The organism is Pseudoalteromonas sp. NCCP-2140, assembly GCF_023708065.1.
GTDB lineage: Bacteria > Pseudomonadota > Gammaproteobacteria > Enterobacterales > Alteromonadaceae > Pseudoalteromonas.
The window spans coordinates 140,773-154,194 of record NZ_BRCZ01000008.1; the positions used below are offsets into that span (position 1 = coordinate 140,773).

12 protein-coding genes and 1 rRNA gene are annotated in these 13,422 nt (G+C 42.2%); 4 read left to right on the top strand and 9 right to left on the bottom strand.

Going from position 1 to position 13,422, the window contains the following annotated elements; all coding sequences use genetic code 11:
• Positions 1-65: 65 nt before the first annotated feature.
• The 3 genes from recG to asnC are packed head-to-tail and all read right to left on the bottom strand — an operon-like array spanning position 66 to position 3,406.
• Positions 66-2,147, bottom strand: a complete 2,082-nt coding sequence (recG, locus tag NFU46_RS15765) for an ATP-dependent DNA helicase RecG (protein WP_251603089.1) — start codon at positions 2,145-2,147, stop codon at positions 66-68.
• Between the two features lie 39 nt (positions 2,148-2,186).
• Entirely contained in the window at positions 2,187-2,903 is a 717-nt protein-coding gene (trmH, locus tag NFU46_RS15770; RefSeq protein ID WP_248530178.1) for a tRNA (guanosine(18)-2'-O)-methyltransferase TrmH, read from the bottom strand.
• 44 nt (positions 2,904-2,947) lie between these two features.
• Positions 2,948-3,406 carry a transcriptional regulator AsnC gene (gene asnC / locus NFU46_RS15775; RefSeq protein WP_054554220.1) on the bottom strand — a complete coding sequence of 153 codons (459 nt, stop codon included), beginning with the start codon at positions 3,404-3,406 and terminating at the stop codon, positions 2,948-2,950.
• Between the two features lie 197 nt (positions 3,407-3,603).
• On the opposite strand from asnC, the gene asnA reads away from it, so the two are divergent.
• Positions 3,604-4,599, top strand: a complete 996-nt coding sequence (asnA, locus tag NFU46_RS15780) for an aspartate--ammonia ligase (protein ID WP_054563419.1) — start codon at positions 3,604-3,606, stop codon at positions 4,597-4,599.
• Between the two features lie 44 nt (positions 4,600-4,643).
• Here the strand turns inward: asnA and NFU46_RS15785 are convergent, their stop codons facing one another.
• The 6 genes from NFU46_RS15785 to NFU46_RS15810 form a co-directional block, all read right to left on the bottom strand.
• Complete coding sequence (locus NFU46_RS15785; RefSeq protein ID WP_251603092.1) at positions 4,644-6,248, bottom strand: DUF342 domain-containing protein; 1,605 nt, start codon at positions 6,246-6,248, stop codon at positions 4,644-4,646.
• Between the two features lie 153 nt (positions 6,249-6,401).
• The gene (locus tag NFU46_RS15790; protein WP_054554223.1) at positions 6,402-6,794 is read right to left on the bottom strand and encodes a RidA family protein; all 393 of its coding nucleotides are present in this window, start codon (positions 6,792-6,794) and stop codon (positions 6,402-6,404) included.
• A gap of 11 nt (positions 6,795-6,805) precedes the next feature.
• A complete protein-coding gene (spoT, locus tag NFU46_RS15795; RefSeq protein WP_175081165.1) occupies positions 6,806-8,911 on the bottom strand; it encodes a bifunctional GTP diphosphokinase/guanosine-3',5'-bis pyrophosphate 3'-pyrophosphohydrolase in 2,106 nt (701 codons plus the stop codon).
• A 130-nt stretch (positions 8,912-9,041) separates the two neighbouring features.
• Positions 9,042-9,317 carry a DNA-directed RNA polymerase subunit omega gene (rpoZ, locus tag NFU46_RS15800; protein WP_054554225.1) on the bottom strand — a complete coding sequence of 92 codons (276 nt, stop codon included), beginning with the start codon at positions 9,315-9,317 and terminating at the stop codon, positions 9,042-9,044.
• 103 nt (positions 9,318-9,420) lie between these two features.
• The gene (gene gmk, locus NFU46_RS15805) at positions 9,421-10,041 is read right to left on the bottom strand and encodes a guanylate kinase (RefSeq protein ID WP_054563423.1); all 621 of its coding nucleotides are present in this window, start codon (positions 10,039-10,041) and stop codon (positions 9,421-9,423) included.
• Between the two features lie 169 nt (positions 10,042-10,210).
• Positions 10,211-11,071, bottom strand: coding sequence for a YicC/YloC family endoribonuclease (locus NFU46_RS15810; protein WP_251603095.1), 861 nt, complete (start codon positions 11,069-11,071; stop codon positions 10,211-10,213).
• A gap of 181 nt (positions 11,072-11,252) precedes the next feature.
• Here NFU46_RS15810 and rph point away from each other — a divergent pair, with 181 nt between their 5' ends.
• The 3 genes from rph to NFU46_RS15825 all read left to right on the top strand — a co-directional run.
• Positions 11,253-11,966, top strand: a complete 714-nt coding sequence (gene rph / locus NFU46_RS15815) for a ribonuclease PH (protein WP_054554228.1) — start codon at positions 11,253-11,255, stop codon at positions 11,964-11,966.
• A 22-nt stretch (positions 11,967-11,988) separates the two neighbouring features.
• Complete coding sequence (pyrE, locus tag NFU46_RS15820; RefSeq protein ID WP_251603099.1) at positions 11,989-12,633, top strand: orotate phosphoribosyltransferase; 645 nt, start codon at positions 11,989-11,991, stop codon at positions 12,631-12,633.
• Between the two features lie 583 nt (positions 12,634-13,216).
• Positions 13,217-13,422 (top strand): 16S ribosomal RNA (locus NFU46_RS15825); the annotation flags it as partial.

Sequence of the window (13,422 nt, forward strand, 5' to 3'; positions counted from 1 at the left end):
CTAATTAGCTGGGTTTTTTTGTTCTAGTAGAAAATTTATAAATCAGATAGCGCTTTGATTTGCGATCAAGCCTGTGCGTAGTTTGATTTGCCAGCAAGCCAACGTTGAATCAATTTATCGGTAAGCGCTGGATAGTCGTTCAAAATTTTGAAGGCAATGGGTCTTACATGGTCGAGTGTTTGTTTATCGCGGTTTAAGTCGGCGATTTTAAATTCGGCTAGGCCTGTTTGTTTGGTACCAAGTACTTCACCAGGGCCACGGATTTCGAGATCTCGCTCAGCGATAACAAAGCCATCATTACTTTCACGCAGAACACCTAAGCGCTTTTGAGCCGTCGCTGATAATGGCGCATGATAAAGTAAAACACAGTGTGATGCCGTTGCCCCACGACCAACACGGCCGCGCAGCTGGTGGAGTTGTGCAAGCCCTAACCGTTCAGGGTTTTCAATAATGATAAGGCTGGCATTAGGCACATCAACACCTACTTCAATCACCGTTGTGGCAACGAGTACATGAATATTACCTGCTTTAAACTCACTCATAATAGCTTGTTTTTCGGCGGCTTTCATCCGGCCATGCACTAAGCCAACGTTTAGCTCTGGCAATGCCGCTTTTAATTGCTCTGCGCTATCTTCCGCAGCTTGGCATTGCAGTACTTCAGATTCATCAATCAGGGTGCAAACCCAATACACTTGACGACCTTGCTCTGTACACGCTGTTCTCACACGTTGAATTATTTCGTCTCGGCGTGCATCAGGAATAGCCACCGTTGTAATAGGTGTTCTACCGGGTGGTAACTCATCAATCACTGAGGTTTCTAAGTCAGCGTAGGCTGTCATTGCTAGCGTTCGCGGGATAGGTGTTGCTGTCATCACTAATTGATGCGGGTAACAATCACCAAAGCGGCCTTTTTCGCGCAGTGATAAGCGCTGATGAACACCAAAGCGGTGTTGCTCATCAATAATAATTAAAACGAGATTGTTAAACTCAACCTGCTCTTGGAATAATGCGTGGGTGCCAACAATCATTTGTGCTTCCCCTGAGGCGATTTTTTCCAAAGTCGCTGCGCGCTCTTTACCTTTACTTTTGCCACCTAACCAAGCGACTTCAACACCGAGTTGATTAAACCATTGGCTAAAGTTGATACCATGTTGCTCTGATAAAATCTCTGTTGGTGCCATTAAAGCGACTTGGTAGCCTTCGCTTATCGCGGTGAGCGCACTGAGTGCTGCAACTAAGGTTTTACCGGAGCCTACATCGCCTTGCACTAGGCGCATCATCGGAAACGGGTGTTGTAAGTCACCTTTGATTTCTGCCACTACACGACTTTGCGCGTTAGTTGGGCTAAAGGCTAAATTAGCTAAAAACTGCTGCTCAAGTTGATCATGAGGTTTTAAAGCAACCGCTTTTACCGTCTGCCCTTTTTGACGTAGCTTTAAAAGGCTTAAGTTTTGCGCAAGCAGCTCTTCAAACACTAGCCGTTGCTGGGCAGGGTGCATACCTTGTTCAAGGGCAGTTAAATCAACATCGTTTTGTGGGCGATGTAAGGTCATGAGTGCATCGGCTAAACGCATTCCGGTTGGCTGAAACTGTTCTGGCAGTAACTCTTCGACAGGGTATTTAGTTAATAGTGCAAGTGCTTGATCGCTTAGTGCACGAATAGATAACTGTTTTAGCCCTTCGGTAACAGGATAAACCGGCGTAAGTGTGGTATTAGTTGGTTGCTCAGAAGGGGTATCCGATAAGCTGTATTCCGGATGTGTCATTTCAAAGCCAACTCTGCCACGGCGGATCTCACCAAAGCAGCGAATGATTTTACCTGTACTTAAGGCATTTTTTTGAGCTGCGCTAAAGTTAAAAAACCTCAGAGTTAAACGGCCCGTGCCATCATTTACTTGGCAAACCAGCATGCGTCTTTTACCAAAGGTAATTTGGCTGGTTTCAATGGTGGCTTCAACACTAACATGGCTATGCGGTTGAAGTTCGCAGATTGGGTGAATGCGGGTGCGGTCTTCATAACGGTGAGGCAAATGAAAAAGCATGTCTTGCACCGTATGAATATTTAGCTTAGCAAGGCGCTCGGCCATTTTCGGGCCGACGCCTTTTAATTCTGTAATTGGGTATAACGCTAAGCTTGGATGACTCAAAGGTGACTCAAATTATTAATTAGTAGACTGTTTTTCAGTTTACTTGCACTCGTTAGTGGCTTCAAGCGGTTGCGTGTGTTTTAAAATGTTCCAGAACGTTTCATCAGCAACAATTTCACCACTTTCATCAAGCTCAGGGTACGGTAGCTCTTTTTCACGGCATTGTTCAGCAATAATAGGGTGACAGCCTTCAAACAAGATACGGTGCTTAATTTTCGCATCAAGCATATCGCGGTTATAAAGTCCGGCTTCTTCACGTTGGCGCTGTGCTTCAAATAGAATAAGTGCCGCAGCAACAGATACATTAAGAGATTGCACCATTCCTTGCATTGGGATAATGATATTTTTATCAGCATGAGCGAGGGCGCGTGGTGAAATACCATCACGTTCTTGGCCAACAATAACAGCCGTCGGTTTGGTGTAATCAATTTCACGAAAGTCGACTGCGTCGTCGCTGAGATGAGTTGCTAAAATTTGTACTTCAGGATTTTGTGCACGCATCATGGCAACAGCTTCATCGATATTGCGATGTAAGTGAGTTTCTAGCCAGTTTTTACTACCACCTGAGGTATTGTTAGTTAACCATTTTTGATTCTCTGGCCATACAGCATGAACATGATGGCAGCCAGTCGCGTCAGCTGTGCGGGCAATGGCCGATAAATTATGATGCTTATGTACTTCTTCTAAACAAACCGTTAGGTCCGTTTGGCGGCGGTCTAACACGCGCTTAACACGCTCAAAGCGAGTTGTATCCATAGTTGTGTGCTCGTTGACGGATTCTAATTGGCGCTGATTATACCCTAGGGAACAACAGCACGGCTAATAGGGTTTTGTAATGAGATCAGCGTTTCTGTTGATTGAATAGCTTCGATGGCTTGTATTTTGTTAATTAACACATCTTGTAGATGATCAATTGAGCGTGCCATCACTTTGATAAATATACTGTAATTACCTGTGGTGTAATAGGCTTCGACAACCTCTTCTAGTTCTTTTAAATGCAGTAAAGTTTGTGGGTAATCACGTGCATTGTTGAGGTTAATACCAATAAAACAGCAAACATCGTAACCAAGCTGTTTGGCATCAATACTGACTTGGGTGCCTGTAATAATTCCCGCTTGTTTCATCTTTTCGACCCGAACATGAATAGTTCCGGCACTGACTGCAAAGCGTTTAGCGAGTTCTGCATAGGCTGTTCGCGCATTTTCCATTAAAGCATTAAGGATGTTTTTATCGAGATTATCGATTTGATAATTTTCCATGGTATTTATTAGTGTTAATTATTGAATCAATAAATTTTATAGCATTATTTTTATGAAAATTTCAATGTTAAGTTCTTTTTATTGCGGGTTATTGAAAATTACCTTTGTTTAGTTGAGGATTGTTTTAACAGGAGGGGCCAAGCAGCGGGTTTCTCTAATTAAGCAAGTAACAATAACTGGGAATGAGGCCAATTATTATGAGTTCACACTACCTGCAGCAACAGCAGCAAATTAGTAAAGTAAAACAGTTTTTTTCAAGCCAATTAGAACAACAATTAGGGTTAGTTGAAGTACAAGCACCAATCTTGGCAAAAGTAGGCGATGGTATTCAAGATAACTTAAGCGGTACTGAAAATGCTGTATCGGTAGCAGTGAAAACAATTCCGGGTAGCCAATTTGAAGTAGTCCACTCATTAGCTAAGTGGAAACGCAAAACCTTGGCTGATTACGATTTTTCGGTAGGTGAAGGACTTTATACGCACATGAAGGCGCTTCGTCCTGATGAAGAATCTTTAAGCCCAATTCACTCGGTGTATGTTGACCAATGGGACTGGGAAAAAGTAATTTGCGAGAGTACAGAGCGTACTTTAGACAAGCTAAAAGAAACCGTGACATCACTTTATCAGGCTATTAAAGCAACCGAACGTTTTGTCGCAAGCGAGTTTGATTTAACGCCGTTTTTGCCAGAGCAAATCACCTTTGTACACAGTGAACAGCTACGCCAGATGTATCCTGACTTTACTGCGAAACAACGTGAAAAAGCGGTAGCACAAGAATACGGTGCGGTATTTTTAATTGGTATAGGCGGCACACTTGCAGATGGAAAAATTCATGACGTACGAGCACCGGATTATGACGATTGGTCAACACAAACCTGTAGTAAATTTGCAGGCTTAAACGGTGATATTTTAGTTTGGAACCCTGTGCTTGAAGATGCATTTGAAATCTCTTCAATGGGCATTCGTGTTAGCCCTGATGCCTTAGCTACACAATTAGCGATTACAGGCGATCAAGCTCGCCTAGAGTTTGATTGGCATAAACAGCTACTGGCGAAAAAGTTTCCGCAAACAATTGGTGGTGGTATTGGTCAATCACGACTCGCTATGCTGCTGTTACAAAAACAGCATATCGGGCAAGTACAAGTTGGTGTTTGGCCTGAACAGCTAAAACAGCAAGTAGAAGGAATTCTTTAAAGAGTAATGACCCTGGTAAAAAGAGGCTTTAAGCCTCTTTTTTATTAACTGGTTTTAAACTCGACCTCAACCTTGTTTTCTTCAAGTTTTACCTTACATGGTGGGTATTGGCGGTTAGTGAGTAGAACTTTTTCGAAAATATGAATTTCGACCCCTGAATGCAGTTTTTTATTAACGACTAATTGCGCATCTTCCAGTAAATCATGCAGATGATGCTCCAAGCTTGATAGCTTTTTCTCAAGCATTTCAGCTTGCTCGCAATAGTGTATTTGTGTGGCACCAATTTTTGCGAGTAACTGTTTTTTCTTTTCGGCGTCTTTTACTTGATCTGCTTTTTCGATAGCCGCTTGCAAAGTATCTAGTTGTGAATCTGTTTGTGCTAAATCTTTTAAACACTGATCAGTTTGCGCGGTGACATCAGCACCCGAAGCTGCTAAGTGAATAACCATTTTAGCACCCGATTCATTACCTATTTCGCCAGCAATTAACATTTGTGCGTCTAGGATCTCTCCGCCGAATAGCTTGCCTTGCGGATTATCTTCTTGGCCTATTTGCAACAGCTTGGTGGCTTTCATTGTGCAATGGCTGGCTTGGCGTTCAATGAGGATATTATTGGCTTCAAGGTAGCAGTATTGACCATGTGATAAGTGAATGTCACCTTGGCTGATAATATTACATGACAGCTTTTTATCTTCGAGCTGGTGACCAATTACACCTTGTTTTATAGTGATATCGCCAGCCGCTGATAAATGACCAGATTCCACAGTACCCATAACTGTGATATCGCCTTTGGCATTAATGCGCATGCCTGGTTCAACGTTATGAGTCACAATGACGCTACCTTCAAAATCTACGTGGCCACTTTTTACGTTTACATCGGCAATAGTAAAAATATCATCAACACGCATACCATTAGCAATATCAACAGGTACACCAGCGATCACAGAAATTAGCTCAAGCGGGTTGTTTTTTGATATTTCGGTGCCTTCACCTGCGACTAGTTTGCTGTTCTCCCCGGGTTTTGCAGGTAGTACATCACCAGTAACAGTAAAGCCTTCTTTACCAGGAGTAGCAGGAATTTGTTTTATAAGTAATACACCGGGTTCGACACTGGCGAGCTTGCCAAAGTCACGCATATCGGCTGTGCCGTCTTCACGTAGCTTAGGTTTTTTTAAGCGATCTTTTAAGGTCTCAACCTGTGGTACAAACTTAGATGGTTGGCCATCAATCGGTAAACGACCTTTTGCGAGCACACCTTTAGCAACTTCACCCGCAGGTAACTCAAACTGTTGCTGTAATAACTTTTCTAAGAAAGCTTGCTTATAACCGCGGGCGACACCTGCTTTGATAAGCTCTTTTTTGGCATCGTCAAGAGTCATGACTTTGCCACCTTCAGCTAAAGTTAGCTCGCCAGTAGCCAGCATTTTGTCATCACTCAGGGTAACAACTAGGCTCGCATCATGTTTAGAGGCAACAACAAGCATGCGCTCATTTGAATCGCTTTTAAAGAAATTATTGATAGCTTCATGATCCACTCTGCATTCGCAAAATGGTGACTTTTCTAATGCTTCGATAATAAACGCAGCACTGGGAGGCGAGTTTTCATGAACATCTAATAAAACGTTGCCGTTGTGAGCGAGCTTAAACACCTGGAGATCCTTTTTTACTACATTAGCTAAAGGTTTTACTTGTTATAACAACAGAGTGCTAGAGATTTTCTGATGAGTCAAGAATTTCGGATGAGGGAAGTAATAACTTTTTCTAAAAAAGAGCCAGCAACTTTGCGTTGCTGGCAGGGCTGATTAGTTTGTTGAAGGTAGCTCCATGATACCGTCAATTTCAACTTGCACGCCTTTTGGTAGCGCACGTACGCCAATTGCGGCACGTGCAGGGTATGGTTGCTTAAAGTACTGGCTCATCACTTCGTTAACAATCGCAAAGTTAGATAGGTCAGTTAAAAAGATATTCACTTTTACCATGTCTTGAATTTGGCCACCCGCAGCTTGGCAAACAGCTGTTAGGTTTTTGAATACTTGGTGAGTTTGCTCAGTAAAGTCTTCAGAGATCACTTCCATTGTTTCTGGTACAAGTGGAATTTGACCTGATAAATAAACTGCCGTGCCTACTTTAACTGCTTGGCTATAAGTACCGATTGCTGCAGGTGCATTATCAGTAGAAATAAAAGATTTGTTCATGATTATCCTTGTTACTTTTTACGATAGACTCTTTGCACATCAGGCATGACGCGAATGCGGCGCATAATGTTAGCAACATGAACGCGGTTTTTAACCGTGATGCCTAAATCTATCATGTATAAATTACTTTCTTTTTCGTCAGTCGCTATTTCAACAATGTTGGCTTGGGTTGAGGCAACAACATTGGTTAATTTAGCCAGTGCACCTTGGTGATTGATAATCTCAATACGCAGGGCTGCAATATATTCTTTCTCTGGGTTATCGTCCCATTTTACAACTAAGTATTTTGAGCGCTCTTTTTCCCAACCACGAATGTTCTTACATTCTTGGCGGTGAACTGTAAGGCCTTTACCTTGGCTTATATAAGCAGTAATAGCATCACCTGGGACTGGTCGGCAGCATTTAGAGTAATTAACTAACATGCCTTCAGTACCGATGATGGTTGCTTTTGCTTTTTGTGCAAGGTCGTCTAGGTCGTCTGCATCAACTTGCATTAAGCGTTTTGCAATAAGCACACTCATAAGATTACCTGAGCCTATTTCGACTAATAGCTCAAGTACGGTATTTAGTTCATGCTCTTGAAGTACACGGCGAATGTTTTCATCTGGAATATCATCGAGTTTGGTTTCACCAAGTGCTGAGTCTAGTAAACGTCGACCGAGCAGCATGGCTTCTTCATGCTGTTGGCTCTTCAGGTAATTGCGAATACCTAAACGTGCTTTACCTGTTACAACAAAGTTTAACCAAGTTGCATTAGGGTGCGCCCCTGAGCTGGTGATGACTTCGACCGTTTGCCCTGTATCAAGCGCTTTGCTCAGCGGGTGAGGTTTACGGTTAACGCGTGCACCTACACAAGTATTACCTACATCAGTGTGAACTGCATAAGCAAAGTCGACTGCTGTCGCACCCATTGGTAGCTCAACGATACGACCATCTGGCGTGAAAACATAGATCTCTTCAGGGAATAGCTCTGTTTTAACGTTTTCAACAAACTCAAATGATGAGCCCGCACTTTGCTGAAGCTCCAGTAAGCTTTGCATCCATTGGCGAGCACGCTGCTGTGCTGTGTGGCCTGCGCTATCACCGGCTTTTTTATACATCCAGTGAGCAGCCACCCCTTTATCTGCCATATGATCCATGTCGTGGGTACGAATTTGAATTTCAACAGGAATACCATGAGGGCCAACTAATGAGGTATGGAGTGATTGATAACCATTGGTTTTTGGTACAGCAATATAATCTTTAAAACGGGTTTCGATTGGTTTGTAAAGGTTATGCGCAACACCTAATACGCGGTAACAGGTATCCATATTATCAACATTGATACGGAACGCGTAGATGTCCATCACTTCGTTAAACGACAGCTCTTTATTAAGCATTTTTTTGTAAATGCTATAAAGGTGTTTTTCGCGGCCAGATATAGTTGCTTCGATGCCAGACTCTTCCAAACGTGCTTCAATTTCAGTCTTAATATTGCTGATAACTTCTTTACGGTTACCACGTGCTTTGACCACTTCTGATCTTAATGCGCGATGACGCATCGGGTATAACGCTTGAAAGCCTAAATCTTCTAATTCATTTTTAATATCATGAATACCAAGGCGGTTCGCAATTGGCGCATAAATCTCTAGGGTTTCACGGGCAATACGACGGCGTTTGTCAGGGCGCAGTGCGCCTAAAGTACGCATGTTATGAGTGCGGTCAGCCAGTTTAATTAAGATCACGCGAATATCTTGCGTCATCGCCATGATCATTTTGCGGTAGTTTTCGGCTTGGAATTCTTTTTTATCTTTAAAGCTGAGTTTATCTAGCTTACTCACCCCTTCAACAAGCTCGGCAACGGTGTCGCCAAAAATTTCAGCTAAGTCTTGTTGGCTAAAGTCAGTGTCTTCAATCACGTCATGCATCAGGGCAGCCATCAGCGTTTCGTGGTCTAAGTGCATGCCGGCAAGTATTTGTGTCACTTCGACAGGGTGGGTGATATAAGGCTCGCCACTTGAGCGTGTTTGGCCTTCGTGGGCTTCGCGAGCGACCACGTATGCTTTTTGTACCAGCTCAATCTCAGCGGGTGGTAAGTATTCGGATATTTTCTTTTTGAGGCCTTCGAATAGATACAAAGTCACACTCCAATGCGCAAATGAAGTAAATCGGTAACGGTATGAATAGAATATACGATGAAAAGAAGGGCTTGCCAACGGCTAGTGTAGAAATACTAGCCGTATAGCTAAATCAAAGCGGGGAGCTTGATTACTGGTTGCCACCTACGATAGCAGCCACAGCAGCCATCTCTGCTGCTTCTTGATGTTGTTGTTCTTCACGATCAATTAAGTCCATAGAAGAGCTATCTACTAACCCTTTCTCAATTTCACGTAAAGCAATAACCGTTGGTTTGTCATTTTCAGCATCAACGAGTGGATCTTTACCACCAACCGCGATTTGGCGGGCACGACGAGCCGCAACTAAAATTAAGTCAAAACGATTACCAATTGCATCTACTGCATCTTCAACAGTTACGCGAGCCATCTTAGCACTCCAAATAAATTCTTAAGCAAAGGCGTAGTTTACTGTACCAAGTTAAATTCGCCAATAGCTTGTGGTTAATTTTTATCTTATTCTTAAAAAAGTATTACTTAAGTAAGTTCTCTAATAATGCCTGATGGCGCACAGTTTGGCTTTTTAACGATAAACGTTTAGCCATAACGATAGTTTCGATTTCTGTAAGTGCAGTATCAAAGTCATCGTTAACAACAACATAATCATACTCATTATAGTGTGATGTTTCTGATTGTGCTTTTGCCATTCTTCCTGCGATTACCTCAGCAGAGTCTTGACCACGGTTATTTAAGCGTGATTCAAGTTCTTCTTTTGATGGGGGAAGAATAAAGATAGTCTCAACATCATCAACTAATTTGCGAATTTGCTGAGCACCTTGCCAATCGATATCTAAAAATACGTCAATACCTGCTGCAAGTTGGCTTTCGATTGCTTGCTTAGACGTACCATAGTAGTTATCAAACACTTGCGCCCATTCAAAAAAGTCATTTTTCTCAATTAGCGCTTTGAACTCATCCACAGAAACAAAGTGATAGTGCACACCGTTTTCTTCACCCGGACGAGGTGAGCGAGTGGTGTGCGAAACCGATACTTTCATATCGCTGTGTTTCTTTAGTAAAGCACCAATTAAGCTTGATTTACCAGCCCCTGATGGAGCTGACAAGATAAATAAATTTCCGCGAGTTTGCGCCATGATCTGTCTCTAATAAAAAATAAACAGGCTCGGACTATCGCTAATCCAAGCCTTTAATTGAACTATTGTACTTTATTTCGCTAAAAGTGCTCAAGTTTGCCTGCTTTTAGACTTTTTAAAACAAAAGACCCAGCAGGTGCTGGGTCTTATAAAAAACTGTAAAGCGTGCTTATTCAATATTCTGGATCTGTTCACGCATTTGCTCGATTAACACTTTTAGCTCTACCGCAGCGTTTGTGATATCACTGTTGATAGACTTTGATGCTAACGTGTTTGCTTCACGGTTAAACTCTTGCATCATAAAGTCTAGGCGTCGGCCACATGCGCCGCCTTTAGTTAAGATTTTTTTGGTTTCTTTAACATGCGACTTTAAGCGGTCAAGTTCTTCAGCAACATCTTGCTTTTGCGCAAGGTAAATAAGCTCTTGCTCAAGACGAGACTCATCGATGTCTGTTTTTAGTTCTTCTAGCTTTTGGTTTAGTTTTTCGCGCTGCCATTTAGCAATTTCTGGTAAGTGGCCTTCAACAATGGTTACTTGCTCTAAAATAGCATTAAGGCGAGTTGCAATCATTTCTTGTAAGTTTGCGCCTTCATCGCCGCGAGCTTGTTTAAAATCTTCAACTACTTGGTCAAACCCTGCAATTAGCGCAGTGTTTACACTATCCATATCGAGCTCTTCGGCTTCCATAACGCCAGGCCAACGTAAAATATCAACAGGGTTGATGTCACCATTGCTTTGGTTTTGCACCCATTGTGCGCTTTTAATTAATTGCTCAGCGAGTGATTCATTAATCGTTAACTCACCAACATGCGCTGGATTTGCAGCAAACTTTAAGAAAACTTCAACCTTACCGCGTTGTAAATGTTTACGTAAACGCTCACGAATAACTGGTTCCATGCCACGAAATTGCTCAGGTGCGCGGATAAAAGTTTCAAGGTAACGTTGGTTTACTGAACGAATTTCCCAAGTGCCAGTGCCCCATTCGCCTTTAATTTCGCGGCGCGCATAAGCTGTCATGCTGTGGATCATGGATGATTTCCTAGTGTTATTAAATTTACAAAGTTGACTGATTATACCGAATCAGCTTTTAACCTCTAGCGTAAATTTTCTGAAATGTGTTTTTCTGATGTAGTTAATTATGTAAATGAACATGGCATCTGGCACCACATCGACTTATAATGTGGCAAATTCAGAATTAAGGGGATCGTTAATGCGTCCAAGCGAAAGAACACCTAACCAAATTAGACCGGTTACATTCACACGTAATTACACTATGCATGCTGAAGGTTCAGTATTAGTAGAGTTTGGAAATACTAAAGTTTTGTGTACAGCAACTGTTGAAGCTGGTGTACCACGCTTTATGAAAGGCCAAGGTAAAGGTTGGGTTACGGCTGAATACGGTATGTTACCTCGTTCAACACATACTCGTAATGGCCGTGAAGCATCGCGCGGTAAGCAGGGCGGTCGTACTATGGAAATTCAACGCTTAATCGCACGTGCGCTTCGTGCCGCGGTTGATTTAAAGGCGTTAGGTGAAAATACCATTACTATCGATTGTGATGTTATTCAAGCTGATGGCGGTACACGTACAGCATCAATCAGTGGTGCATGTGTTGCATTAGTTGATGCGCTTACTTACATGCGTAGTAAAGGTATGATCAATTCAAACCCACTTAAGCATATGATTGCGGCAATTTCAGTTGGTGTATATAAAGGTCAACCAATTAGTGACCTTGAGTACCTAGAAGATTCTGAAGCCGAAACAGATATGAACGTGATCTTGACCGAAACTGGCAAAATCATCGAAATTCAAGGTACAGCTGAAGGCGAACCTTTCTCATTCGACGAACTTGATGAGCTACTTACATTAGCTAAGCACTCAATTCGTGAAATTATCGACGTTCAAAAGCAAGCATTAGCTTAATAAAGAAGTAGGTTTATTAGTTATGAAAGATTATCAAAAAGAGTTTATTGAATTCGCACTTGAAAAGCAGGTGCTTAAATTTGGTGAGTTTACTTTAAAGTCTGGCCGCACTAGCCCTTATTTCTTCAACGCTGGTTTATTCAATACCGGTCGTGACCTTGCACGCTTGGGTCGCTTTTACGCTGCAGCACTTGAAGATGCGGGCATTGATTACGATGTATTATTTGGCCCTGCTTATAAAGGTATTCCAATCGCAACGACTACAGCGGTTGCTTTAGCTGATCATCACGACAAAGATGTACCTTACTGTTTTAACCGTAAAGAGAAAAAAGCACACGGTGAAGGTGGTACATTAGTAGGTTCTGAACTTAAAGGTAAGATCATGTTAGTTGATGACGTGATCACGGCAGGTACAGCTATTCGTGAATCTATGGAAATCATTGCAGATAATGGTGCAGACTTAAGTGGTGTTTTAATTGCACTTGACCGCCAAGAGAAAGGCAAAGCTGAGTTATCTGCTATTCAAGAAGTTGAGCGTGACTTTGGCACTAAAGTTATCTCTATTGTAAAACTAGCTGACTTAATTAGTTACCTAGAAGCCAAAGGCACAATGGGTGAGCATTTAGCCGCAGTAAAAGCATATCGTGATCAATACGGCATTGCTTAATACCTAAAAACGCGAACTATTTAAAGGCCCAGCTATATTACTGGGCTTTTTTGTTTTTAGAGTATTGTACTTTTATGGCCTTAAATACGGTCAAAAAGTTACTGAAGCGTTAATAAAGTTTCTCTTTTGTGGTGTTTAGGCTAAAAAGGATACAAAAGGCAGTTTTTTTAAAGTTTTCTCAAAAAAGTGCTTGCGTTAATTCGCTGCATCCCTATAATGCGCATCCACCGACACGGCGGACTGCTTACAAAAAAGCAGAACGACGAGTTGGTTGAGTCAAGTAAGACTGAGTTTTGAAAAAATAAACTTTTCTCAAAATTAAGTGTTGACAAAAATAACGGCTTGCGTAGAATGCACAGCCCTTGAGGCGCGAAAGTATCTCAAACGTTCTTTAACAATATAAAGCAATCATCTGTGTGGGCACTCGTACAGGTTGAGTTCTAACAGCGAAGCTTAGTTTACTAAGTGACGCAAACAAATTTAGAGTCTCAAATGTAACTGAGTGACTATATAGTCAATTCGATATCGAAAGATATCAAAATCAGAATTCATTGAGCATGTCCTTCGGGACAGAAAAAACTTTTAATTGAAGAGTTTGATCATGGCTCAGATTGAACGCTGGCGGCAGGCCTAACACATGCAAGTCGAGCGGAAACGAAGAGGTGCTTGCACCTCTGGCGTCGAGCGGCGGACGGGTGAGTAATGCTTGGGAATATGCCTTATGGTGGGGGACAACAGTTGGAAACGACTGCTAATACCGCATAATGTCTACGGACCAAAGTGGGGGAC

Bases quoted from the DNA above. Each gene is read 5' to 3' on its own strand.
- rpoZ (WP_054554225.1), bottom strand. From the start codon at position 9,317: ATGGCTCGCGTAACTGTTGAAGATGCAGTAGATGCAATTGGTAATCGT.
- trmH (WP_248530178.1), bottom strand. From the start codon at position 2,903: ATGGATACAACTCGCTTTGAGCGTGTTAAGCGCGTGTTAGACCGCCGC.
- gmk (WP_054563423.1), bottom strand. From the start codon at position 10,041: ATGGCGCAAACTCGCGGAAATTTATTTATCTTGTCAGCTCCATCAGGG.
- NFU46_RS15810 (WP_251603095.1), bottom strand. From the start codon at position 11,071: ATGATCCACAGCATGACAGCTTATGCGCGCCGCGAAATTAAAGGCGAA.
- NFU46_RS15790 (WP_054554223.1), bottom strand. From the start codon at position 6,794: ATGAACAAATCTTTTATTTCTACTGATAATGCACCTGCAGCAATCGGT.
- asnC (WP_054554220.1), bottom strand. From the start codon at position 3,406: ATGGAAAATTATCAAATCGATAATCTCGATAAAAACATCCTTAATGCT.
- asnA (WP_054563419.1), top strand. From the start codon at position 3,604: ATGAGTTCACACTACCTGCAGCAACAGCAGCAAATTAGTAAAGTAAAA.
- pyrE (WP_251603099.1), top strand. From the start codon at position 11,989: ATGAAAGATTATCAAAAAGAGTTTATTGAATTCGCACTTGAAAAGCAG.
- rph (WP_054554228.1), top strand. From the start codon at position 11,253: ATGCGTCCAAGCGAAAGAACACCTAACCAAATTAGACCGGTTACATTC.